Below are 23620 nucleotides of genomic sequence, written 5' to 3'. Positions count from 1 at the left end.
CGCGATCCGAAAGCAAGGTTGGGTAGTGGCCTTGGTTTGACGGACCGTTGTCACCGGCCTCCGGGGGCGATCAGGCCGCTCTCGTAGGCCACGACCACCAGTTGGGCCCGGTCGTGGGCGTCGAGTTTGGCCATGAGGTGTCTGATGTGGGTCTTGACGGTGGCGACGCGCAAGTCCAGGTAGGTGGCGATGCGGCGGTTGTCCCAGCCGCGGCCGGCCAGTGTCAGTACCTGCCGTTCCCTGGGGGTCAGCGTGGCCAGGTCGCCGATTTCCGGGGCGCCGGGGTCGGGGCGGCGGGCGAATTCGGCGATCAGGCGGGCCGCCACGCCAGGGTCCAGGGATGCCTGGCCCGCCGCGACCTGCCGGATGGCGGTCAGCAGGGCTTCTGGTGGGGCGTCCTTGAGCAGGAAGCCGGCCGCGCCGGCGCGCAGGGCGGCGTGGACGTGTTCGTCGAGGTCGTAGGCGGTCAGCACCAGCACTTTCACCCCGGCAGGGACCAGGGTGCGGGTGGCCTGGATGCCGTCCAGGCCGGGCATGCGCACATCCATGAGCACCAGGTCGGGTCGCAGGGCCAGGCCCAGCTCCACCGCTTCCCGGCCGGTGGCGGCCTCTCCCACGGTGACCAGGTCCGGGGTGGAGTCGATCAGCAGGCGGAAGCCCGCACGAAGCAGCGGCTGGTCGTCGGCCACCAGCACGGTCGTCATCGGGCCTGTCCCGACGTCGGAAATCGGGTTTGTCCTGCTATCGGGAAACGGGTCTCTCCTGCCATCGGGAATCGGGCTTGTCTTCCCATCGGGAAACGGGCGTGTACGGCGAAGCCGCCCGTGGGCCGTGCGCCCGCGCTGAGGCTGCCGCCGAAGGACTCGGCGCGTTCCCGCATGCCGAGCAGGCCGAACCCGGGGGGCCCGTGGCCGGCTGTTCGCCCGTCGTCGACAACACGCAGATCCAGCTCGCCTTCGGGGGTCAGGGTCAGGGATACGTCGCACCGGGTGGGCGCGGCGTGCCGTACCACGTTGGAAAGCGCCTCCTGGGAGATGCGGTAGACGGTCAGCGCCAGTGCGTCCGGCACCCGCAGGCCGGGCTCGACCCTCAGGTCGACCTCCACTCCCGCCTCCCGCGCTCGTGCGGCCAGGTCGGGCAGTGCCTCCAGGCTGAGGGGTTCGGGCGCGGGCGTTCCGGGTTCGCGCAGGTGGCCGAGGAGGTGGCGGATGTCGGCCCGTGCCGAGCGGCTGATCTCCCCGATCAGCGTCAGCGCTCGTTCGGCTTCCTCGGGCCGCTCCGGGGCGAGGTGGGCGGCGATCCCCGCCCGGGACGAGATCACGCTCAGGCTGTGGGCGATCACGTCGTGCAGGTCGCGGGCGATGCGTAGCCGCTCCTGCTCGATCGCCCGCCGGGCCGCCAGGGCGGCGGCCCGTGCCGCGTAGGCCCGCTGTTCGCGGGTGGCCAGTCCCACGGTCCACGCCAACGCGATCAGCAGCCAGCCGAACAGGGTCTCGCCCGGCATCCGGGTCCAGTCCGCGACCGCGAATCCGGCGGCGGTCGCCACGAGCGAACCGGCCAGTGCGACTGCCGCCACCCGCCGGGGTTCCAGCAGCGCGACGGCGTGCGCGGCTACCGCGACGGCGACGTATGGCTCATCCCACCCCAGCGCGGGCGCGGTCACCGCGGCGGCCAGGGTGAGCGCCAGCACCGGCAGCGGCAGGTGACGGCGCACCGCCAGCGGCAACGTGGCGACCAGAACCACCGCGAGCGCCGGGCTCCACCGCCCGCCTTCCGCCAGCCAGGAGGCCAGGCCGAAGGCAGCGGCTAGCAGCAGCGCCGCCACCGCGTCCACGGCGAGCCAATGGCTTGGGCGCAGCCGCCGAATGATCAAAGGTCGTGCCTCGCTCACTTGAGCACGATAACGAGGCGGGTTCGCCGGGGTCATCGCCCATCGGGACGTCATCCCGGTGGGGTAGTACTCCCCAGGGAGGACCCCGCGGCTACCTTCCTGGGCTGAGGAGATGTTCGCTCCGCCGTACGAGGCGCCGACCGGCCGGGCCAGAAAGCCTGGACACATGGATCGACGCCTCTTTCTCACCGCGGTCGTGCTGTCCTGCGCGGTCGCCTGCGCCCCGGCTGCGCCGTACACGCTGAACCTGCCCGCCCCGACCGGCCCGCACCCGGTGGGCACCAGGACGATGCGCCTGGAGGACGGCGCCCGCACCGACCCGTGGACGGGCGGCAGACGGGAGCTGATGATCAGCGTGTGGTATCCCGCGCGGACCGTGCAAGGCTTCCCGGTCGCCCCCTGGATGCCCGCCGACGCCGCCAAGCAGTATCTGGAGGAGAACGGCCTGACGGATATCCGCCTGGACCGCACCCATGGGCACGAGGGAGCGCCCGTCACCCGGGCCCTGGGGCGGCTGCCCGTCGTGCTCTACTCCCCCGGCCTGGACGCCTCCCGCTCCTACGGCACAGCCGTCGTGCAGGAGTTGGCGAGCCGCGGCTTCGTCGTTGTCACGATCGACCACACCCACGACGCTGCCGTGGTCTCCTTCCCCGGCGGGCGCGTCGTGCTCGGGCGGAAGCCGTCCGACCTTGAGCAGGCGGTTGCCGTACGCATCGCCGACGTCCGCTTCGTCCTCGACCGGCTGACGGACCTGAACCGGGAGGATGACCTGTACGGATTGCTCGACCTTGACCGGATCGGCATGTTCGGCCACTCCCTCGGGGCATGGACCACCTCCGCGACCATGCTGCGCGATCGGCGGATCAGAGCCGGGATGGGCCTGGACGGAGCCAAACTCGGCGCCCACGACTCCGCGCCGAACGGGCTGTCCCGGCCCTTCCTCCTGGTGGACACCCCCGGCAAGGGCGGCATGGCCACCAACCCGGCGGTGCGCCGATTCTGGGAGAAGCTCAGTGGCTGGCGGCTGCATCTCACCATCCGCGGCGCAGCGCACAATTCGATGGGGGACGACGTCGTGCTCATCCGGGCGGCAGCCGGCCGGCTCGGGCTGAGCCAGGCGGAACTGACCGAGCTCGTCGGCACCATCGCCCCCGAGCAGGCCCAGGCCTTCCAGCGCGCCTACCCGGCGGCCTTCTTCGAACAACACCTGCTCGGCAAGCCCGCCCCGCTGCTGGAGGGCCCGTCCGCGGAGTTTCCCGAGGTCTCCTACCGGCGCTGAGCGCCTTCAACCGAGGTATGCCTCGCGTACGCGCGGGTCGGCGATCAGCGTCCGGATGGCCGTGGTCTCCTGGGCGTTCATGCCCGCGGTCGGTTCGTCGAGCATGAGCACCACCGGGTCGCCGGCCAGCGCTCTGGCGATCTCCAGACGGCGCTGGTCACCGTACGGCAGGCTGCGGGCCGGCCAGGGGCCCTCGGGGCCCGAGTCCCACGAACGCCGGCTCGGCGCGGGCCCGCTCGACCGCCCGCGCCTCGCTCCTGCGCCCACGACCGCACCCGGCACCGTGCCCATCCCGCCGACATCGGCGCGATCACACCCACGACGAGTGTGCCCTTGCTTGTGTCACAACCGTTGGCGCTTCCCGCGGCCTCGGTCTTGTCCGCACCGCAGGCGCTGGTCGTCAGCGCCGCGGCAGGCAGGGTGGGCAGCACGCGGGTGCTGTTGTTTCTCAACGGAAGACTCCTTGCCCCCGGTTGGTGACGTACTCGGATCGGAGGCAACTCAGGGTTCTTCACTGTCCACTTGACAGATCAAAGCCTGACCAAAACCCAACCTGAGTCAGCCTTTTCGGTCATGGCGTTACGCCACCGTACAGTTCGCAGTGCCACAGGTCGGCGCAGACGCGTTCGATGCCCCCCGTCAGGTGACGGCGGAAGGTGGTGAAGGGCAGTCCGAGTTTTTCCGCGGCCAGTTGCTGAGTAGGCGTGCCGCTCAGGAAGGTGGCCGACAGGGTCCGGTGGAACTTGACCGAGCGCGGGTCGTCGCGCAGACCGTCGATCGCCTGGCGCAGGAGATCGTGCAAGGCCGTGGCCGGGTCCTGGCCGCTCCGCTCGGTGACCAGTCTGGTGCGGGTCAGCGGGGAGGCGGCCAGCGCGTCGAGCCGCGAGATCTGGCGCAACGCCTTCTTGACCGCCTCGGTGAACTCGGCGCGCGACAGCACCACCAGCTTCGCGCCGGCGGCGTATGTGTCGGTGACGGGTGGCCTGTTCAGGCGCTCCAGCCAGGCCGAGGCGGGAGCGGCCCGCCAGTCGTGGGCGAACAGGCTGTAGGCCGGCTGTCCCTGCTGAGGCTTCTCCGCGACGTCGGGCATGCCCAGGTGCCGGAATCGCTCCACCGAGTCAGGGCTTGGATCCCATTGCGCGATATATGACCACGCCATCAGGTCTGTACGTAAACAGTTGCCGATCAGCCGCCGCGTGATCAGCTCCGCCACCTGCGCATCGTCGCGGCCGGAGGGTAGCAGCCACACCCGGCCGACGGTCAGCTGCTCACAGGGGCGCAGCGGCGCGGTGGCACGCGCGTGCGCCCACGCCGCGGCCACGACCGGGTCGGCCGCCAGTTCCTCCTCGTCGAGCTTGGGCAGGCACAACCACGCACAGCAGGCCACCGGTTCGCCGGTGGCGGCCCGCCGGTAGATCCGGAACGACTCCGGCCGGCGTTGTGCCCAGAAGGCCGATGTTTCGCCCTCCGCGGCCAGGTGGCGCAGCATGTCGGTGTCCCCGGCCCGCAGCACGTCCTCCCGGATCTCGGATTCCCGGTGAGCGTCGCGGACCACGGCATTCGGCCCGTCGACGCGGTGCAGATAGAACAAGGCCCCCACCGCGCCCGGCACATCGGGATCGGCCGCGGTCCGTATCTTGTCCGCTAAATATGCGTGAATACGGTCGTGCATGTCGGCGTATGCCGGCGAGTCCCGCCATCGGAAGTCCGTTTCCAGCACCTCGCGCACCACATCGTGCGGGAACAGGCCAAGGCCGCTCGACTCCACATACGGCAACCGGCGCAGCCACTGGAACAGCGCATCGGCGTCGTCCGGCAGCACCGCGCGCAGCAGATCCTCGGTCGTCACATACGCGTGTGCGCAGACCTCCAGGGCGCGCCGGTGCGCCGCCGACGGCACCTGCCCCACCACCTGGTCCAGCAGCGCGGCCACCACATCGTGCCGCGACGACGTGCCGTTCCTGACCGCGGCGGCCTCCAGCCGCAGGGCCAGCGGATGTCCGCCGGCGAAGGCCAGCACCGGCTCGCGCAGTTCGTGTGGCACGTCGCTGAAATCCAGCAGGGCATGTGCGTCCGCGAGCTTCAGCCCGCGCAACGCCAGCACCTGAAGCGCCCCCTCCCACCCGGGGTCGGCCCGCCAGCGCATGTCCGGCGGGAACCGTCCGGCGATCACCACCAGCGCACCCATGGGCACCCGCGGCAGGACCCCCTCCCACAACCACCCCTCGAGCCCTTGGACCTGCTCGAACGCGTCCACCAGCAACACCGCGCGGGCGTCGCGCAGCACCCGCTCCGCCTCAGCCTCGAACGCCGCGGGCGACAACGCCGCGATCCGCCCGTCGACACTCGTCACCGCACGCCCCACCGCCGCGGCCTCCCGGGCGAACATCCGCAACAGGGCCGACTTTCCAATCCCGCCGGGACCATGCACATATAGAACGCTGCACCCCTCGCCGCGCAACGCCGCGCGGAAGACCTCCAGTTCCTCCTCCCGCCCCACGAACGCCAGCTCACGCGTGGCCTGCACCCGCCATCCCAGCACGCCGGACCGGCAGGCAATCTCCATTGACATACGCCCAAACCTCCGAGCTCTTCCCCCGGCTCGCCGATGGAACTCCCGGCGAACGGCCGCTTCAGCACAGGCAGGTGATGTTCTGTCTCAGTCCAGCCAGGTGGACATCGCCTTGACGACGGCGCCGCCGTCCAGATCCGTGAGGGACAGGCCGACCGAGGCGACCGCGGCCTCGGAGGTCTGCCAGCGGAAACGGGGTGTGCCGGTCGTCGCCGCCTCGATCACGACCGCCGCCGCTTCCTGAGCCGATTGTGCCCGCGCCATGCCGGCGGTGGCGGTCTGGGCGTACTTCTCCGCCAGGCTGCGGTAGGGATCGTCGGGGTTGGCGAGCGCTGTCGCATCCAGGTTCTCGGTCATGTTTGTTGCGACATAGGAAGGTTCGACCACGCTGACCGCGATCCCGAAGCGGGCCGCTACCGTCGCGAGCGACTGCATCAAGCCTTCGAGGGCGAACTTCGAGGCGGAATAGGCGTCGAGGAACGGCTGCCCCACGACTCCGCCGTCGCTGGTGACGCTGACGATCCGGCCCGCGCCGGACTCGCGCATCGACGGCAGCACATGCCGGGTGAGCGCGGCGGCACCCAGGAGATTGACGTCGAGTTGCCGCTGGAGGGCGGCGTCGTCGAGTTGCTCCAGGGTGCCGAGGACGGCTTGGCCTGCGTTGTTGACGAGAATCGAGATGGGCCCGAAGTCGGCCGCCACCTCGTCGAGGGTGGCCCGGGCACGGTCGCGGTCGGTGACGTCCAGTCTCCGGATCGTCAGGTCGACCCCCTGTTCGGCGGCCTCGGCACGCAGACGGCCGGCCCGGCCGGTGTCCCGCATCGTCGCGACGACGTGAATGCCCATACGCGCCAGACCCACGGCGGTGTGCAGGCCGATCCCGCTGGACGTTCCCGTTACGAGCGCGACTTTCCGATCGGTCATATCGAACTCCTCTTTGGTGCGTAGTGCGAGAGCGGGGCGCCCATGCCGTCCGGACCGTAACGGCCGTAGCCAGGCTGCGTGGGATCACCCCGCAGGTGCGCTGTGACCTGGCCGGTTGCGCCCACGGCTGGATCCGCTTTCCGTACGGCAGAGCCGCGCACGACTCTCTTTGATCTGTGAGAGGTTCTAGCGTCTGGGAGTATGCATCACTTATGAGGCTATCTCAAGGCAACGCAAAATGGCTTGAGTTTTGCGCAGGCATGGCGCGATCGCTAGACCCGCGGCGCCCACACCGGCAGCCCGCAAGCCACATCTCTGCCCGGCAAACCCGTGCCGGCCGAAGGCGGCGGTAGCGCAGGCAGGCCATCCGCGTGCCGGGCATCCCGGCCGGAAGCGGCGCGCAGGCGTCCTCGCGGAACGATCCCGTGGCGAGCCCGTCGGGCTCGGCCGGCGCCACGGCGGCAAGCCGTCGAGGCCCTCTACGACATGGCGGAGAGCGGGCACGTGGGCAAGTCCGTCATCCACATCGCGGACTGACCACACGCTTCTTGACATAGCGTGCACGAAATTCGTGCAATCCGTGCACCGCTCTTTCCCGCTGTCTCCGTCTGCCCTTATTCATAAGAGGTCCACTCTGTTCGCGGGGTCCCCGCCACAGATAGTGAGCACGGCGTCAATGTTCGCGTAGCGGTGAAAGGATATAGATGAAGCACAAAATCGCACTAGCCATCAGCACTCTGTCGCTGAGCGTTACAGGAGTATTGGGACTCGGCCCTGTCTCCCCGGCCACTGCCGGTGCAGTCGCCGCCGAGATATGCGATAACAATGTGTGTCTGTACGAGGACGACAACTACAGCGTATTGGGCGGAGGTTCCGTTTGGCTATCGCTCCGTCCCGCCATATGCTACACCCTTACACCTCAATATAATAACTGGGCGAGTTCAATGCGGAATGGTTACGACCGGAGCGTTTGGTTTTACGACCGAGCAAACTGTGTAGGCGCGGTGGGTTATATTGCGGCGCCGAACAGCTCGGACAAGGATTTGACGAACAACGGCTTCGACAACAAGACCTCCTCGCTCCTGATGTGACGTAACTCCTGCGGTGCACACCACGGCCACCCCGATCCGGGAGAGAAAGATGCCGATCCGGCGATGGCGCACGATCTCAGTGTTGGTGTTCCTCGCCGGAGCGGCCTCCGGCTGCGCGGAGACACAGGCCGACGCGCCGTCGAAGCACCTGCGGGAAGTCGCCGTTCCGGAACCCGGCCGGCAGGCGCGGCAGCTCACACTGCCCTTCGACGCCTACAACTTCAGCCCGGCCGAGGTCATCACCTTGGAGGTCGCCGAGGATCTCCTCGTCCGCGACTGCATGCGAGGGCTCGGCCTGGACTGGCGGACCCTGCCGGGCCCGGCGGAGAGTGAGAGCGCCCCGCCGCACCGCCGCCGCTATGGCGTCATCGAATCAGAAATGGCGGATGTCTTCGGATATCACCTACCCCCTGACCGGCCTGCCGTGGCCGCGCACAAGGCGAACCACCGGGTGCGGATGGAGGCGGCACCACCGAAGGTGCGCGACGCCGCCAAGCGGTGTCGCGACCAGGCACGCGCCCGCATGGTGACGGGGCCCGCGAAAGCCGACGCCGCGTTCTTCAACGAGATCATCTTCACCACCTTCGACGCCTCTCAGCGCGACGGGAAGGTCACCCGCGTGTTCAGGGCCTGGAGCGAATGCATGGTGGGCGAAGGTCTCCGCTATCCGGACCCGCTCTCCGCCGTCACCGACAAGCGCTGGGCGACGGGCCAGACCACCGCGGAGGAGATCCGCGCAGCCCAGGCGGACGTCAGGTGCAAAGAGAAGACCGGTCTCGTGTCGGTCTGGGCCGCGGCCGAGACTCGCCTCCAAAACGACGTCATCCGTGCCCACCCGCAGAGGTTCCCGGCATTGCGGGCGGTCAAGGTGAAGCAGCTTGAGACCGCTCGTCGGATTATCGCGCAAAGCCCTCGGTCTGATTCCGAACAGTAAGGAGCGCCGTTCTCGCTCAGGGTGGAGTGGCATCGACAGCAGCGGCCTCCGCCGCTTTTAGAGGGTGAGCTGGCGTGGGTCGTTGATTTCCCGAGCTGTGGTGGTCGTCTCCATGTGTGCCAGCGGGTCGGCGTCGCTCAGGCTGTCGAACGACAGGTGGGTGAGATCCTCGATGCGCTGGACGGGGACCTGGTAGGTCTTGTAGGCGCCGTAGGAGAACTCCCCGGGCGCCACTTCCAGTCCCTCGATGAGGTGATCCTGGCTGAGCAGGTAGCCGGTGGCCGACAGGTCGCCGTTCTGTTTGGTCATCGCCACGACCTTCCAGAACTGGCGGGGTAGCTGGACGCCGCGGTAGGGGTCGTCGTCGTCGGCCAGGACCGGGCCGGTGAAGACGGTGACCTTCAGGTCACGGGTGTCGGCGTTCTCCAGGATGTAGTCCTCCAGGCCGGCCCAGGTGGTCCGGTTCTGGTTGAAGTCCTTGTGCTGGGGCGTGCAGTTGGTGAAGTGGAAGGTGTCGTCGTTGCCGGCCTTGGCCGCGGTGTGGCGGGCGCCCCAGGCGGGGTCCAGGCGGCGGACCAGGTGGCCGCGGTCCAGCGGGTTGTCGCGGTAGACCTCCTCACCGGTCTGCTCGTCGTCGGGCAGGCGCGGGTCGAAGATCCAGCGGTCGGGGTCGCGGCGGATGCGGACGCTGCTCTCGCCGTCGATGTTGACCGCGGTGAAGAAGGCCAGCCGCCGCTGCCGGTTCATCACCACACTGAAGTGGTGGTAGTCCAGCACATGCGCGTGCCCGTCGCCGGCGTCCCTGTTGACGGCCGCCAGCGGGACCAGGCCGGGGTCCAGCTCCGGGAGCGGCACCCGGTGGCTGCCCGGCAGGAAGTCCGGGTCGTAGCCGTGGCCGTGTGAGTAGTCGGGATCGATCTGGATCGCCTCTGCCTTGGCTCCTGCCGTACCGCGTGGTTCGACCGGCTCGCCGTGGAGCCGGATGTCGAAGGGGGCCGCCACAGTGAGCGTCACCGTCTCCCCCTGCTCGGCCGGCGGGGTGGGGGACTGGAGGCCGATGCGTTCGGTGAACAGCCGGTCGAGCAGGGCCTGCTGAGCCGGCGGGAACGCCTGACCGCGCAGGAAGTCCAGTAGCCGGCTGATACGCACGCCCTCGTTGATGACGCCGCCCTGGTCCGGAGCGGGAACGCCGGCGTGGTGCAGGGCCACGATCTCCCATTGATCGTTGAAGACCGGGGAACCGGAGGAGCCCGGCTCGGTGTCGGTCTGGTAGTGCAGGAACAGGTCCAGGATGTCGACGATGCGGTTCTCCCGCAGGGCGACCTGCTTCCTCTCCCCGCCCGGATGCTGAATGATCGTGACAAAGTCGCCGACGATGGCCTTGCCCTCGGCCGCCATCACCCGGTTGAAGCCGAACCGTGCGAGTTCGCCCGCGCCGGCCTTCACCGCCACCAGCGCGAAGTCCAGTTCCTCGTCGGCGAGGAAGAACCGGCCGGGGTCCAGGGAGAACCTCCGCAGCGGCAGGGGATGTCCGTCGACGCCGTCCTGGTAGTCGAACTCGACGCCGCTCCATCCGGCGGTGGCGGCGTCGCTGAGCACGTGATGGTTGGTGAGCAGCAGATCCGGGGAGATCAGCGATCCGGTGCCGTAGCCGGCAGGACGCCCGCGGGCGTCGCGGACGACCACGCGGGCGACCGCCCGCGCCGCGAGCGCCCCGCCTTCCAGATAGCCGACGGGGAGCAGGTCGTTGGTGTTGATGATGCGCTCCAGCAGGTCCGCCGCCGCCGTCACTGCAGCCGGTTCTGCGGCGGTTATGGCGGCGGGGTCGATGGGGCGGACACCCGGGTAGTGGCGGCTGAGCCGGTCGATGCGGCTGGCCACCCGTTCGGGTTCGTCGGCGCGGGCGATGCCGCCCGGTTCGGCGAGCACGGCGATTCTCCGGTGGCGTTGTTCACTCCTGCCGGCCACCCGTGCCGCCACATCCTCCAGCAGCGCGGTGGGCGTCTCTTCGATCGAGGTCATGCCTGCCCCCCTTTGGCCCTGGTGTTTTCCCGGCTCTCCGGTGCTACCGGGGAGCCGGCGTCACCTGCCCTGTGACGGCTGCTGTGCTTCCTCCCCGGTCGTCTCCTGTCGCCCATGCGCGAGATGGTGCTGCAACTCGATGTGCCGGAACTGGTAGTACGGCCCCTCCGTGCGCAGAAGGCCCAGGCGGTGGGCGTCGTCCAGGAAGTCCATCGCGCGCAGCGGCACCCGCCCCTTGGTGGCCAGGCGGAGAACCGTCAGTTTGTATGCCAGCCAGGCGTGGTGGCGTCCCAGGACGAGACCCAGCAGCAGTCCCACCAGCCCGCCCAGGATTGCCGCCTTCAGGCCGACCTTTGGCAGCACGATCGCCCCACCCACGGCTCCGACCAAGACCCCGCTGAAGATCCGGATGACGGTCAGGGTCCGGTCGGCCCGCCAGGTCGAGCGCGGAGATCTCGCGGTCGTCGTGGTGGTGGGGTGCTCGACCCAGCGGATGAGGCTGAGTACGACGACGAACCCGATGCCGGACAACAGGCCGACTTGTTTCGCGGCTTCCAAAGCGCCGCTTCCGTCGCCTATCCCTTTGGCCACGTACAAGCCGACGATCATCCCCAAGGCCCCGACAACAGCCCCCAGGGCTCCGACGATCAGCCCGTCCCGCAGGACGCCGAGGAGCTGGGGAAGCCTGCCGCGGAAGTGGAAGTCGGCGTGGCCAGGCGGCTCGCCGAACCACGACCTGATCACGATCAGGACCACGAGTGCGGACACCAGGCCGATCGCCGCGCCGGCGTGAGGAGACTCGGTCAGCAGCCAGAAGGCCACCCCGGCCCCGATCGCGATCGCGATGCCGGACCACACCCGGACCGTGCGGCTGGAGGTATGGCGCGCCAGATGCCACCACGCCATGTCGCGCAAGTCCTCCTCGCTGAGCCTTAGCTGGTGGGACAGGTATGTGAGCCAGAGGCCGACCTGCTCGGGACCCCATGCGTGCCGGGGCCGGAAAGGCTGGTTGTCGGCGGGTGGGCGGGCACTCACCAGGGCGGGAATGAGTCTGTCGCACAGGTGGTCGTGGAGTTCCCCCGCGCTGCCGCGCCCGAGCTCCAGCAGCGGCGCGGGATCCACCCGCGGCGCGATGTAGGTGGCGCGGACCAGCCAGAGCCCGAGAGACGTCGAGGTGACCTCGGACAACGCGGGGGTGGTGCCCTCGCGCAGCGCCTCAAGGACCCGGGGCCAGGCGGGATGCGGCACGGGGGGCAGGCATGCCCGCAGATATTCCGCAGCCGCGGCAGGAGCCATGGGCTGCGGCTCGATGACCGCCGTCGCGGTGAGGACGTCACCGATCTCCTCGACGGCTTTCGCGAATTGCTCTGTGCGGCAGGTGATGATGAGTTGATCGTTCTCGCGCATTGAGCGGTTCAGCGTGGTCAGCATGTCCACGCGGGCGGAGCCGGGCAGCTCGTCCAGTCCGTCGATGACGGGCAGCACCTCGCCGCGGGCGACGAGCGTTTCCGGGATGTCGGAGCCGAGGCTTTCCGCGCGCAGCGCCGGATAGTCCGCCGCGAGGCTCGCGGCCAGCCAGTCCCGCAGGTGCGGGTAGAGATGGTCGTCCCAGCGTCCCGCCGAGAGCAGCACCGGAACCGGCTCCTCCGGTTGCCGTGTGCGCAGTAGTTCGAGCACCAGCTGCACGGCCAGTGTCGTCTTGCCGGTGCCCGGATCGCCCAATATGACCAGCCGACGGCAACGAAGTGCGCGGAAGTTGCGCGCCATGTCTGCAATGTGCACGCTCAAGCCGGAAAAGGCGACACTGCCCCTGGCGATGATCTCGGGATGGTCGACGAGTTCGCGGCGCTCGGTCGACCGCCAGGGCAGCGGCATGGGCTCCGGATCGCAGAGCGAGCGCAGGGCCGTCTCGTCGCGCCACTGCTCGATCACGAGGCCGGCCAGAATGTCCTTCGCGGTGCCGATGTCCGCCGACGTCGGCGCGGGCGCGGGCGCTGTCCGCCCACGCCACCATGACAGAAACTGCAGTAAGCCGTTGCCCAGCGTCACCGCGCCACCCACCGCCGACACGACCGCGACGAATCCCACCACGTTCGTCGACGCCCCACGCGATTGCTGGCTCAGGACCCATATCAGAAAGGCGGTGGATGCGGCCAGGAGCAGGAAACCGAGCAGGGCTTCCCTGGCTTTGCGATTCCGCCGCCAGTAGGCCGATGACATAATTTTAGTGTAAGTACGTTTCTCGCGGAGAGGACCAAAGGTCCTCACGGGCAGGTTTATAAACCGGAAAAGCCGACTGCCTCATTCATTCGGAAGATGCAATCGCGTGCCCCCTAGGGCCGGGGATGACCAGGTTGCCGTCGGTGACCAGCATGAACCGCTCCAAGCCCGGCACAATCACGTGCACGGCGGTGACCCCGCATGCGAGGGCGCGAGCCGTACGGCGATAGCCCGTGTAGCCCCGGGCGGCCAGCATCGTGACCACCCTCCGCACCTGGCCCTCGGGGGGCTCGCCCGCCTCGGCGGTCTGTGGAAAGGCGACCACACGCGCCTCACCCAAGAGGCCGGTGAGATCGAACCGCCCGCACGCATGCAGTGCGGGATGTGCCGCCAGCCCCGCCAGATCACCGCGAGGTCCGGACTGCGACAGGCTCTCGCCGAGGGTGACCTGGATGAGCTCGGTGAGCGCGCGCCAGGCGGCGTAGGCCGGACTCAGCGACGTCCCGGTGCCGCGCCGGTGCGGATGCCGGGAGGTGGGAGGCGTGTACGCCATCATGGTCGGCACGCCGACATCACTGGTGATGTCCAGCAACTGCACAGGTGATCCGGTCACATCCTCCGCTGTGGCGTATGCCTGGGCTGTGCTGTACGGGAGTGTCCCCGCATCGATCAGCCTGGGCCGGAAGCGGCCATCGCTCAGGAAGGCCCGCACCAGGAACAGGGACAATGCGTCCCGCTCGATCACCTCGTTGAGGGCGTGCAGCAGCGCCTCGGAGGCGGCCACACCGACGGCGGAGCCGCTGTTGCAGCTGTATCGCACCAGGTGGCTGTAGTCGCAGTCGTCCCCGGTCAGGTCCCGGAGCCGCGCGGCACCGGCCTCGACATACCAGGGGGCGGACAGGAACAGCGGCACAAGCACCGCGCCCTGTCCTCCGAGCGGGCGGTATCGCAGGCAGGCCATCCGCCGGCCGGGCATCCCGGCCAGCAGCGGCGCGCAGGCGTCCTCATGGAACGGCCCCGCCGCGAGCCCGGCGGGCCCGGCCAACTCCACAGCAGTGGAGTCGAACCAGGCGGGGCCGGTGAGATAGTGCTCAACCGCCTCGAACAGCGCGCCTACGCGGGCCTCCTCCGGGCGGCCCTTCCCCATCCCGAACGCGACCGGAGAGACGTCTCCCCCGTCGGCGTACAACCCGCACCGCCAGGCGGTCGGATCGCGGCCCCGGCCCACGTCCGCGGACTCCTTCCGCAGGCCCAGCACGGCCAGCGCCGCCAGCCCCCGTTTCGCGGCCTCGGCCAATGACACCGTGCGCTCCGTTGCGGAGCCCCGGGAACGGGATTTCAAATCCCGATGATCCTGACGCGTCCTACCGCCCGCCATCGCCGGTCATGGTGGACAGCAGCTCCGCCAGCCGCTCATGCTCGGCCTGGGTCAGGTGCTGAGCACGCCTGTCCAGCGACTCAACCGAGATATAGTCCACGAAGTTTCCCATGACAATCTCCCTTCGTGTCCCGTTTATTGTAGCCCTATATCGACAAGACGCCGGCAAAGGAATCTTTCAATATTCAATGACCCCTGGAATATTCGAGAGCTTAGTAAGCAGGCGTTTGATTTGGGTCGGACCGTACGGTAAAGCCAGCGCTGCAGTTCATCCCACGACGAGATCAGTGGGAGTAGTGCTTCGGAGTCCCGCACCGCTTCCCTGTCCGAAAGTTCTGGCACACGGTGATTTTGATCCGGTTGACGGGCCGGGAGAAGTGGAACGGAGTGATGGTCTTGCTGCCGTCCTTGACGGTCCGGGTCGTTGAGTGTCTCTTGTTGTCTCCGACATACGCCTCGTAGACAACCGTGGTGGAGTAGTCGCTGTTGGCGCGGTTGACCACCTTGCCGATCACCAGGCCGTCGCCGTCCACATTGGGGCCGCCGACCCAGTCGATGGTGCCGGTGGTGAAGCCCATGTTGCAGTCGGAGTTCTTGAAGCAGACGGTGAAGTTCTGCTTATGGGTCGCGGCTGCCGGTGCGGGCGCGACCGCGGCCAGAACGCCGATGACAACGGCGATGGGAACGAGCACGCTACGGAACAGCTTTATCAAGATCGTTCCTTCGTTTTGATCGATTGTTCCATCAGATCCCTCGCCGCGCGCGGGCGCCTCGGCACAGGGCACGGTGGCAGCGCGTGACGGCTTGGGCAGCTTGCGGCACAGCCCGTCCCCGCCACGCCGTTCAGGAGTGGGGGTCGGGATCAGAGCGCTGCCCTGGGGGGACCTAGAAGCTATCTGTACGCCACACGACCGGAAGATCCAATGCACAGACTGCGTGGAAATCCTGCACGCCACGGCAAAGCCCGCGCTATCCGTTCACCCAGTGACGATGGCCCCCGTGCCGTCATGCGCACCCGCCAAGGTCCCGCACAGCCGTCTCGGCCTGCCGCTCCCACACGTCAGCCCGAACGCTCGATGAGCTTCGCGGGGTAGGTGTTGGAGTGTTCGAGGTCTTGGACGACAGGTTTCACCTCCCGCTCGCCCCACTCCCGCACCAGATCGACGATCTGGCCCTCCTCGGCGGCGAGTTCATGCATGGGAAGTCCTACCGATAGCAGCCCTGCCGGGCAGTGTGGCGCTCCTCCTATCATGCGAAACGTCGCGCTCGCCGGCGCTGAGGCTCCGGCGGGCCCCGTATACCGCCGCGACCGGTGAGGGATGGCGGGTCATCCGGTGTCGCGCCTTGATCACACGCAAGTTCCCGGTAAGGTGGCCCAGTTTGTCCCCTGATGAGGTGGGCCATTTTGCCGCCCGTACCGGCTGCCGGGAGCTGGTTCAGTGGAAGCCGGGCCGGATGCCGGGACACGCTCCCGGGCCGAGCCTTCCCTATCAGGAAGAGGAGTTTTTGCATGTCCACGTGGTTCATCACCGGCGCTTCCCGGGGCCTCGGCCTGCAGATCGCGCGTGCCGCTCTGGCGGGCGGCGAGGCCGTGGTCGCGGGTGCCCGTAACCCGGACAACCTGCCGGACGACCTGAAGCGGTCCGGACGTGTACTCGGTGTTGCCCTCGACGTCACCCGTCAGGAGGACATCGATCGAGCCGTGCGGGCGGCGGTCGAACGCTTCGGCGGCATCGACGTCCTGGTCAACAACGCGGGCCGGGGCCTGTTCGGCGCACTGGAGGAGAACACCGACGCCGAGGTGCGTTCGCTGTTCGACCTCAATGTCTTCGGGCTGATGAACGTCACTCGTGCGGTTCTACCGGGAATGCGGGCGGCGGGAAGGGGCAAGATCGTCAACATCGGGTCCCGCGGCGGGTTTGAAGGGGCCGCGGGGGCCGGGATGTACTGCGCCACGAAGTTCGCGGTCGCGGGCATCAGCGAAGCCCTGGCGGCGGAGCTGGCGCCGTTTGGAATCCAGAGCATGGTCGTGGAGCCAGGAGTCTTCCGTACCGACTTCCTCGACGAGAGCTCCATGGCCCTTTCCGCCCGGCGCATCGACGCCTACGCCGGCACTCCGGCCCACGACATGCTGGAGTGGGCGGCCACCAACAACCACGTCCAGTTCGGCGACCCGGTGAAGGGTGCCGCACTGATCTACGAGGTGACCTGCCAGGACAAACTCCCCGGCCACTTGGCCCTTGGCCGGGACGCGATCGAACGCCAGAAGCTCAAGATCGAAGCACTGGAGGATGACATGGCGACCTGGCAGGAGAAGTCCCTCGCCACGTCATACGACGATGCCGCCTGACCCGACGGGCTCCCCGGGTCCTAGCGGTTAGTGGGGGTGCGGTGCTGGCGCACCCGGGAAATCCGGCTGGAGAGAAGTAGCAGCCGGAAGTGAGCCGACCGCCTGACGCGCAGAAGCGGAGAAAGCGGAGTGGAGGCCGAACCGGGGCAGCTGCAGGATGCTGCCCCGTTCTCCGCACCCGGTGCACGCGCCGAACACCAAGGCACCCCAAACGCTACCCACCCCCCGCCCTGCACCGCCACCCAAACGGCAATGTTCGAGTCCACCACTACTCGTACCCAGACAGGGGCTACCCGTTGACTTCCCTCCCCCGCACACCGGCTGGGGAGCCGGGTCGGAAGGCGGGGTGTTCCTGGAGCGCTCCTATATCTCACGCAGCGGCTCGGCGCCTTGGAGCTGTGATGGGTTCGGGGACCTACTATGAGCACCATGCCGGAGCACGACCACTCCTCGTCGCCCGCGGTCCATCGCCACCGGCCGGCGCCCGACCGGGCGCAGCTGGACGCCGCGAGCGGGGTGTTCGCCCTGCTGTCCGATCCCACGCGGCTGCACCTGCTGTGGTTGTTGTCCGAGGGGGAGTCGGATGTGAGCCACCTGGCCGGAGCCAGCGGCGCGTCGTTGTCCACTGTGAGCCAGCACCTGGCCAAACTCCGCCTGGCCAATCTGGTGCGGTCGCGTAAGGAGGGGCGGCGCGTGGTCTACTCGCTGCGCGACGGGCATCTGCGCAACCTCGTCATCGAGGCGCTGAGCCATGCCGAGCACAAGGTGACGGGCGACCCCTGGCACGCCTGAGCTTTTCTCCTCCCGGACGGGAATCTCCTGACCTCCTCCAAGGTTCAACATGTGCACATCAATGCACATGTTAAATCGAGGAGCAGGTCATGCTTCGGGTACTGCGCAACCGCACCTACCGTCATCTGTTCATCGCCCAGGTCGTCGCCCTCGTGGGCACCGGTCTGGCCACGGTGGCGCTGAGCCTGCTGGCCTACGATCTGGCCGGAGCCGACGCCTCCGCCGTCCTCGGCACCGCGCTGGCGATCAAGATGGTCGCCTACGTGGGCATCGCGCCCCTGGTCGCGGCGTTCGCCACCCGGATCCCGCGCCGGACACTGCTGGCCGGCTCGGACCTGATTCGCACCGGGGTCGCGCTGGCTTTGCCGTTCGTGACTCAGGTGTGGCAGATCTATGTGCTCATCTTCCTGCTTCAAGCGGCGTCCGCCGCCTTCACGCCGACCTTCCAGGCGACCATCCCCGAACTGCTCAAGGACGAGCGTGACTACACCCAGGCGCTCACACTGTCGCGGCTGGCCTACGACCTTGAGAGCCTGTTCAGCCCGGTTCTCGCCGCCGGGCTGCTCTCGCTGATCACGTACAACTGGTTGTTCATGGGCACCGTGTTCGGGTTCCTCGCCTCGGCGGCCTTCGTGGTCTTCGTGGTCCTGCCCAAGCCGCAACCCGTCGAGCGCACCGGCGGGCCCTTCGCGGCGGCCACCTTCGGGGCGCGGTTGTTTGGGAAGGCTCCGCAATTGCGTGCGCTGCTCGCGCTGAACCTGGCGGTCGCCGCGGGTGGTGCGATGGTCATCGTGAACACCGTGGTCCTGGCTCGCGACTATCTCCAGCGCGGCGCCGGCGACACCTCACTCGCCCTCGGCGCGTTCGGGGCCGGGTCCATGGCCGTGGCACTGCTCCTGCCCCGCGTCCTCACAAGGGTTGGCGACCGCACGGTGATGCTCTCCGGCGCGTACACCCTGGTCGGCGGCCTCCTCACGGTGACCGCCACCCTGGCGGCGGGCGTGTTCTCCTGGCCGGTGATGCTGGCCGCCTGGGCGGTGCTGGGCGCCGCCACCGCCGCGGTGCTCACCCCGACAGGCCGGCTGATCCGGCGTTCGGTCGCGCCGGCCGACCTGCCGGCCGCGTTCGCCGCGCAGTTCTCCCTGTCGCACGCGGCGTGGTTGCTCACCTATCCGCTGGCCGGGTGGCTGGCGTCGGAGTCGGGCATGACGGCGGCGGCCGCCACGCTCACGGTGATCGGCCTGACAGCGGCCGTCGCCACCCGGATCCTGTGGCCCGCCCGCGTGTCTCCCGCCACCCCGCGCCGCCCGCGGCACGCCCCCGGCCCCCGCAGCCTGCGCCACCTCCACCACGCCCACGCGAGGCGCCGGGAGACAGTCTGACCGCCGACACGACCCGCGCCGCCCCTGCTCTCGGCGTCTCCGAGAGCAGGGGCGTGATCTTCACCGTGGCGACCCGGCTTGGATCGACGTACGGCGAAGCCTTCGAGACGGCTGCGCCGTACGGGCCGTTAGCTCTGGGCCGCCGGGACCGGGGTGGTGGCCGGGGTGGACTCCTGGCGTTGCCTGCGGCGGGCCAGGGGGGCGAGGGTGCGCTGCACGATGAAGTATTCGGCCACGAGCACGTTGCCCAGGATGGACGCCCAGCCGGCGGCGGTGTAGATCTGGTCGAACTCCAGGGAGGGGATCACCTGCTTCAGCTGCAAGCCGGCGATCAGATAGACGCGCAGGGTGACCGCGGCAAAGGTCAGGGCATAGTTGCGGATCATCCAGATCCGGTGCAGCTGTACCTCGCCGCGGCGAATGCATCGGTATGCCTTGGCCAACGTGTACAACCAGGCGACCGTGAGGATGTAGAACGCGACCTGGATCGCGAATCCGCCGAGTGAAACCGTGGCGGCCACCAAGGCGGCGGCGGAGGCGATCAGGATGGAGATCATGTAGATCCGGCCCAGCATCCGGTGCAGCTTGGGTCTGCTCACGCGCAACTTGGACACGAACTGAAGCGGCCCGATGATCAAGGCGAGGCCGCCGGGAAGAGCGTGCACCCCCAGGGACAGGTAGTGCAGTGCCACATCCGGGTCGACCGGCACGTTGCTGTTGGCCGGGTCCCCGGATAGGTACGGGGGCACGGCATAGGCGGCGATGCCGATCGCGGATATGGCCATCAACCCCCACAAGGCCCACCATCGGCGGCGGCGGGTGCTCTTGGCGGCGGAAGCAGTGGTCATGGTCAACTCCAAGATTGCTGAGCGCGTGCCCCTATCCGTTTAGAGAGAGGTTCTCTCGGAAATTATGATTGCCCATGTAAGGAAGAAGTACAACCTCTAGTGAGAGATCTTGACTTCTATGTCAGCGTGTTATAGTTGCGGGGCACGCAAGGAGGAGCAGCATGTCGGCAGCAGGTCCCCACACCTCCATGCGGGAACGGTTCCGTGAGCAGGTCCGTGAGGATGTGAAGGCGGCGGCTCTGGAGCAACTGGCCGCTGGCGGCGCTCACGCGATCTCGCTCAACGCCATCGCCAAGCAGCTCGGAGTGTCCGGCTCGGCGCTCTACCGCTATTTCGCCAACAGGGACGACCTGCTGACCGCGCTGGTCATCGACGCCTACCACGACCTGCGCGACGCCCTGGCGCGGGAAGTCGACACCGGCAAGCCCGCCACCGGCGCCGAAGAGCGCATCCGCCGGGTGGGCAGGGCCTACCGCGCCTGGGCGCTGGCCGAGCCGCACCGCTACGAGCTGCTGTTCAAGCCGCCGCTACCGGGCTACGACGCGCACACCGAGCCTCTGGCCGGCGCCGCCAGGTCGCTCATGGCGATCGTGCTGGGCGTTCTGCACGACCTCGACAGCGCCGAGGCTCCCGCCGAGAGGCCCGTGCCATATCCGCACGAGGAGGTGCTCGCCGCGCGCAGCGCGGGCAACTCGCAGTTCCAGCTCGCCGTCTCCCTGTGGTCACGCCTGCACGGCGTGGTCAGCCTCGAACTCGGTGGGGGCTTCGCCGCGATGAACCTTGACGCGGACGCCATCTTCGAGAACGAGATCCGGGTGCTTCTCGAACGGCTCGACCGGGTCACACACTGAGCATCCGGCCTGCTCGCCGCTCGTCGTGCTCGCGCCGCCGCCTCCACTGCGGCCGGCAGGGTGCCCGGCCTTCTTCCGGGCACCCGGCGAAGCGGGCTTCTGCCGTACCTCCCCTAGATGGGAGGCCCGCGCCGGTCAGGAGCGGTGCGCCCCGGTGCTGCAGATGGCGATGCGCGCGTTCTGGGAGCGCGGATACGGCGGGGTGAGCGTCGCGCAGCTGTGCGCGGAGGCCGGCATCGCCGCGCCTAGCCTCTACGCCGCGTTCGGTGACAAGGAAGCCCTGTTCGAGGAGGCGTGCGCGCTATACACCGTGCATCTCGACGAGGCCCTGGATCGCGACCTGTCGGCGCCCACCGCGCGTGAGGCGATCGAGCGCCTGCTGCACTCCTCGCTTGAGCACTTCACGGCGCCGGGGAGTCCCCCCGGCTGCCTGGTCATGGGTGAGCCCAGGCTCGCCGCGCGGCGCGAGAAGACACGTTCGGCGATCCGCGCACGCCTGCGCCGGGCCGCCGCCGAGGGCGAGCTCTCATCGGACGCCGAGGCCGACGGCCTCGCGGCGTTCGTCGACACCGTGCTGACTGGCATGGCCGCCCAGGCCCGCGACGGGGTGGACGGCGCCCGGCTGCTGAGCTCGGCACGCTATGTGACCCGCGCCTGGCCGTCCGGGTGAACGACCTTCGTCAGGGGGAGACCGCGGGAAGGCCTGCCGCTGGTGTTATCCCTCTTGCGGGACGACGACATATTGCCGCAGGCACAGGTCGTGGAAGGTGACCGGGCCTCGGGGGCCCGGAACGTGGTCGACGTTGATGCCGGTTTCGGGTAGGCCTAGGAGGCGGTAGCCGTCCAGGCGGCGGGTGGTGGTGTTCCAGAAGACGCCGGTGCCACCGTAGGCGGTGATGAACCGCTGCGCCTCGGCGGCGTCCGCGGTGAGGACCGTCGCCGCCAGCCCCGAGGTCTCCTCGTTGGCGATGCCGGCGGCCTCCTCGGCGGAGTCCACCCAGTCGACGGTGACGGTGGCTTCGTTGCCGTCGTCGTTGGCCCACTCGTGACCACGGGATCGTGAGGCCTCCGGGCTCGCGACGCGGATGCCCAGCGAGCCCAGCAGCTCGCGCACCGGGGGCCAGAGCGTCGTTTCCGCCGCCCTGTCGATGAGGAGCAGGTTGAGCCGGTTGCAGACGCCGAGCCGGTCCAGACTGGCGCGGATGGTCTCGTGCACGATAGCGGCGTCGGCGCTGCGGGCGATGTAGGCGACCCCTCCGCCGTCGGCGTGGGCCAGCGTGTGCACCCCGTGGTGAGCGGCTTCCCGCCCGAGGAGCCTGGTCGTCTCGCCGCTGCCGCGGACGATCACCAGGGGGATGAGCGACGGATGACGCACCAGCTCAAAGGCCGCGGCCCGGTCGGGGATGCGGATCAGCTGCACGGCTTCCGGCGGCAGGCCCTGCTCCGCCAGCGCCGGGCCGATGACCAGGTCCACCAGGGCCGCGCTGGAGCGCATGGCCGCGCCGCCCGTGCGCAGCACGCCGGCGTTCGCCGAACGCAGCAACTGCGAGGCGATGTCGATGACGACGTTGGGACGTGCCTCGAACGTCGCCCCGATCACCCCGACGGGCCTGCGCCACTCCTCCACGACGAACCCGTCACCGAGATCACGCACGACGCGGCGGCGGTCAAGCGCGGGAGCCGCCGCCAGGTCCTGGAGCTGCGCCGCCATCGCGGCGAGCCGCTGCGCGTCGAGCCGCAGCCGGTCGGTCAGCGCCGTGGACAGGCCGGACTCCGCGGCGGCGGCGACGTCGGCCGCGTTGGCTTCGAGCAGCGCGCCCTCGTTGGTCTTGAGCAGGCGGGCCATGCCGGCCAGCGCCTCGACGATCGTGTGGTCGCTCGCCTTGAGCAGGTGAGGCGCGGCGGCCTTTGCTGCCGCGCCCAGCTCGGTCACGGTTTGAACGACGTCAGTGGAGTTCACAGGCTTTGAGCCTTCTATGTCGTATGTGCGGCTTCCGCCGTACGGGGCTTGGAGCGCCATGATATTCAATCCGCTCCAACCCCTATTGCATAGGAAGGTTTCCTATCTGATACTGCGTGTGCAAGGCGAAACGCACCTGGTTGCCGCACTTCGGAACGCTCCCGTTTGCGTGCTTGACGACCATGCCATCCCCGTCTGCCCTTGAGCAATGCCGTGCGGACATTTCGGCTCTCGGGGGTACTCACGAACGCTCCACAGCACCCATGCCTGCCGCGCGTGATGTTCCCCCGTATTTGTGAAGAGGTCACCCATGTTCCGACGCTTAGTCGCCTCCGTGCTCGGCGTGCTCGCCACCGTGGTCACGTTCTCCGTCATACCCGTCCAGACCGCCAGCGCCATGAGCTACGTCGAGGTCACATACAGCCCCGTGTCGACCGCCGAGTACTGCAGAGCCCACGTCAGCCCGCACACCTGGGTGGCCCCCTTCGAGATGACCGGCCTCGCCTGCCATGTGACCGAACCCGGCCAACCGTTCCGCAGGGTCCACGTCAACCCCGTGGCCGTGTGTAGCTATCTCGACCGCGCCAACGCCCGGCCGGTGCTCGCCGCCCGGCGCGCCCACCCCACCGACGCGCTGACCTGCCGCTATGACACGACCCCGACGGTGCCCCCGCCGACCACCGTCGACGTCATCCACAGCCCGGTGTCGGTGGGCGGCTACTGCAACCAGCAGGTCGCCTCGGACTCATGGATCGGCGTCTACCGCAACGGCCGCTTCCTGTGCCTACGCAACTCCGGCAACATCGACTTCAACCCCTACACCGCCTGCGCCTGGCTGGACCGCCCGGCCAGCCGCCCGGTGGTAGCCGCGATCGGCCATTCCTCCGAAGCCCTGGTCTGCCGTTACCAGGCCTGACGGCGCGACGCACCCTGTGTCCTCCTCAAACGACCTTGAGGAGGACACAGGGCTTTGGTCGCATTCCACCTGACACGATGAGCACCCCACTCTGCCCGCCAAGGGCGGAGATATGCCGTTACCGTTGGACTTATGGATGCGATGGAGGTCACCGACCTCATCACCCGCCCGCTCGCAGACCAAGCATTGACATCCTCCCCCTCGTAAACA

General features: G+C 68.7%; 22 protein-coding genes. 9 read left to right on the top strand and 13 right to left on the bottom strand.

Going from position 1 to position 23620, the window contains the following annotated elements; all coding sequences use genetic code 11:
• Positions 1-50: 50 nt before the first annotated feature.
• Positions 51-704 (bottom strand): response regulator, encoded by a 654-nt coding sequence (locus tag Ssi02_RS34365; RefSeq protein ID WP_204031878.1) that lies wholly within the window; start codon positions 702-704, stop codon positions 51-53.
• Positions 701-1891, bottom strand: a complete 1191-nt coding sequence (locus Ssi02_RS34360) for a sensor histidine kinase (protein WP_204031876.1) — start codon at positions 1889-1891, stop codon at positions 701-703. Before Ssi02_RS34360 ends, Ssi02_RS34365 begins: the two co-directional genes overlap by 4 nt.
• Positions 1892-2057: 166 nt before the next feature.
• On the opposite strand from Ssi02_RS34360, the gene Ssi02_RS34355 reads away from it, so the two are divergent.
• Entirely contained in the window at positions 2058-3170 is a 1113-nt protein-coding gene (locus Ssi02_RS34355; RefSeq protein WP_204031873.1) for an alpha/beta hydrolase family protein, read from the top strand.
• A 6-nt stretch (positions 3171-3176) separates the two neighbouring features.
• On the opposite strand, the gene Ssi02_RS39105 is transcribed toward Ssi02_RS34355, so the two are convergent.
• From Ssi02_RS39105 to Ssi02_RS34340, 3 genes are all read right to left on the bottom strand, one after another.
• The gene (locus tag Ssi02_RS39105) at positions 3177-3437 is read right to left on the bottom strand and encodes an ATP-binding cassette domain-containing protein (protein ID WP_307825856.1); all 261 of its coding nucleotides are present in this window, start codon (positions 3435-3437) and stop codon (positions 3177-3179) included.
• 304 nt (positions 3438-3741) lie between these two features.
• Positions 3742-5742, bottom strand: a complete 2001-nt coding sequence (locus Ssi02_RS34345) for an ATP-binding protein (protein ID WP_204031868.1) — start codon at positions 5740-5742, stop codon at positions 3742-3744.
• Between the two features lie 87 nt (positions 5743-5829).
• Complete coding sequence (locus Ssi02_RS34340) at positions 5830-6666, bottom strand: SDR family oxidoreductase (RefSeq protein WP_204031866.1); 837 nt, start codon at positions 6664-6666, stop codon at positions 5830-5832.
• A gap of 704 nt (positions 6667-7370) precedes the next feature.
• Here Ssi02_RS34340 and Ssi02_RS34335 point away from each other — a divergent pair.
• Positions 7371-7757, top strand: coding sequence for a peptidase inhibitor family I36 protein (locus Ssi02_RS34335; protein WP_204031864.1), 387 nt, complete (start codon positions 7371-7373; stop codon positions 7755-7757).
• A gap of 49 nt (positions 7758-7806) precedes the next feature.
• Positions 7807-8691 (top strand): hypothetical protein, encoded by an 885-nt coding sequence (locus Ssi02_RS34330; RefSeq protein ID WP_204031861.1) that lies wholly within the window; start codon positions 7807-7809, stop codon positions 8689-8691.
• Positions 8692-8748: 57 nt separating this feature from the next.
• On the opposite strand, the gene Ssi02_RS34325 is transcribed toward Ssi02_RS34330, so the two are convergent.
• From Ssi02_RS34325 to Ssi02_RS34305, 6 genes are all read right to left on the bottom strand, one after another.
• On the bottom strand, positions 8749-10713 hold the full coding sequence (locus Ssi02_RS34325) for a DNA/RNA non-specific endonuclease (protein ID WP_204031859.1): 1965 nt from the start codon (positions 10711-10713) through the stop codon (positions 8749-8751).
• A 60-nt stretch (positions 10714-10773) separates the two neighbouring features.
• The gene (locus Ssi02_RS34320) at positions 10774-12933 is read right to left on the bottom strand and encodes an NACHT domain-containing protein (RefSeq protein WP_204031856.1); all 2160 of its coding nucleotides are present in this window, start codon (positions 12931-12933) and stop codon (positions 10774-10776) included.
• Positions 12934-13018: 85 nt separating this feature from the next.
• Positions 13019-14236, bottom strand: coding sequence for a YcaO-like family protein (locus tag Ssi02_RS34315; protein WP_204031854.1), 1218 nt, complete (start codon positions 14234-14236; stop codon positions 13019-13021).
• A 61-nt stretch (positions 14237-14297) separates the two neighbouring features.
• Entirely contained in the window at positions 14298-14423 is a 126-nt protein-coding gene (locus Ssi02_RS39510; RefSeq protein WP_275410787.1) for a hypothetical protein, read from the bottom strand.
• 172 nt (positions 14424-14595) lie between these two features.
• Positions 14596-15024: a hypothetical protein gene (locus Ssi02_RS34310; protein WP_204031851.1), complete on the bottom strand. Its 429-nt coding sequence runs from the start codon at positions 15022-15024 to the stop codon at positions 14596-14598.
• A gap of 347 nt (positions 15025-15371) precedes the next feature.
• On the bottom strand, positions 15372-15509 hold the full coding sequence (locus tag Ssi02_RS34305; protein WP_204031849.1) for an acyl-CoA dehydrogenase N-terminal domain-containing protein: 138 nt from the start codon (positions 15507-15509) through the stop codon (positions 15372-15374).
• Positions 15510-15821: 312 nt separating this feature from the next.
• On the opposite strand from Ssi02_RS34305, the gene Ssi02_RS34300 reads away from it, so the two are divergent.
• The 3 genes from Ssi02_RS34300 to Ssi02_RS34290 all read left to right on the top strand — a co-directional run bounded on the left by Ssi02_RS34300 (position 15822) and on the right by Ssi02_RS34290 (position 18835).
• Complete coding sequence (locus tag Ssi02_RS34300) at positions 15822-16661, top strand: SDR family NAD(P)-dependent oxidoreductase (protein ID WP_204031847.1); 840 nt, start codon at positions 15822-15824, stop codon at positions 16659-16661.
• A gap of 420 nt (positions 16662-17081) precedes the next feature.
• A complete protein-coding gene (locus Ssi02_RS34295; RefSeq protein ID WP_445009413.1) occupies positions 17082-17453 on the top strand; it encodes an ArsR/SmtB family transcription factor in 372 nt (123 codons plus the stop codon).
• Positions 17454-17542: 89 nt separating this feature from the next.
• Positions 17543-18835 (top strand): MFS transporter, encoded by a 1293-nt coding sequence (locus Ssi02_RS34290; protein WP_204031844.1) that lies wholly within the window; start codon positions 17543-17545, stop codon positions 18833-18835.
• A gap of 128 nt (positions 18836-18963) precedes the next feature.
• On the opposite strand, the gene Ssi02_RS34285 is transcribed toward Ssi02_RS34290, so the two are convergent.
• Positions 18964-19683 carry a DUF2306 domain-containing protein gene (locus Ssi02_RS34285; protein ID WP_204031842.1) on the bottom strand — a complete coding sequence of 240 codons (720 nt, stop codon included), beginning with the start codon at positions 19681-19683 and terminating at the stop codon, positions 18964-18966.
• 161 nt (positions 19684-19844) lie between these two features.
• Between Ssi02_RS34285 and Ssi02_RS34280 the strand changes: the two genes are divergently transcribed.
• Both Ssi02_RS34280 and Ssi02_RS34275 read left to right on the top strand, forming a co-directional pair.
• Positions 19845-20534 carry a TetR/AcrR family transcriptional regulator gene (locus Ssi02_RS34280; RefSeq protein WP_204031839.1) on the top strand — a complete coding sequence of 230 codons (690 nt, stop codon included), beginning with the start codon at positions 19845-19847 and terminating at the stop codon, positions 20532-20534.
• 163 nt (positions 20535-20697) lie between these two features.
• Complete coding sequence (locus Ssi02_RS34275; RefSeq protein WP_239130269.1) at positions 20698-21204, top strand: TetR/AcrR family transcriptional regulator; 507 nt, start codon at positions 20698-20700, stop codon at positions 21202-21204.
• A 45-nt stretch (positions 21205-21249) separates the two neighbouring features.
• On the opposite strand, the gene Ssi02_RS34270 is transcribed toward Ssi02_RS34275, so the two are convergent.
• On the bottom strand, positions 21250-22494 hold the full coding sequence (locus tag Ssi02_RS34270) for an aldehyde dehydrogenase family protein (RefSeq protein WP_239130260.1): 1245 nt from the start codon (positions 22492-22494) through the stop codon (positions 21250-21252).
• Between the two features lie 310 nt (positions 22495-22804).
• On the opposite strand from Ssi02_RS34270, the gene Ssi02_RS34265 reads away from it, so the two are divergent.
• Positions 22805-23410: a hypothetical protein gene (locus tag Ssi02_RS34265; protein ID WP_204031831.1), complete on the top strand. Its 606-nt coding sequence runs from the start codon at positions 22805-22807 to the stop codon at positions 23408-23410.
• The last annotated feature ends 210 nt before the right edge of the window (positions 23411-23620 follow it).

It is taken from the genome of Sinosporangium siamense, from assembly GCF_016863435.1.
Lineage (GTDB): Bacteria > Actinomycetota > Actinomycetes > Streptosporangiales > Streptosporangiaceae > Sinosporangium > Sinosporangium siamense.
The sequence above is the reverse complement of the archived record's forward strand: the minus strand, read 5'-3'. Positions and strand labels throughout refer to the sequence as shown.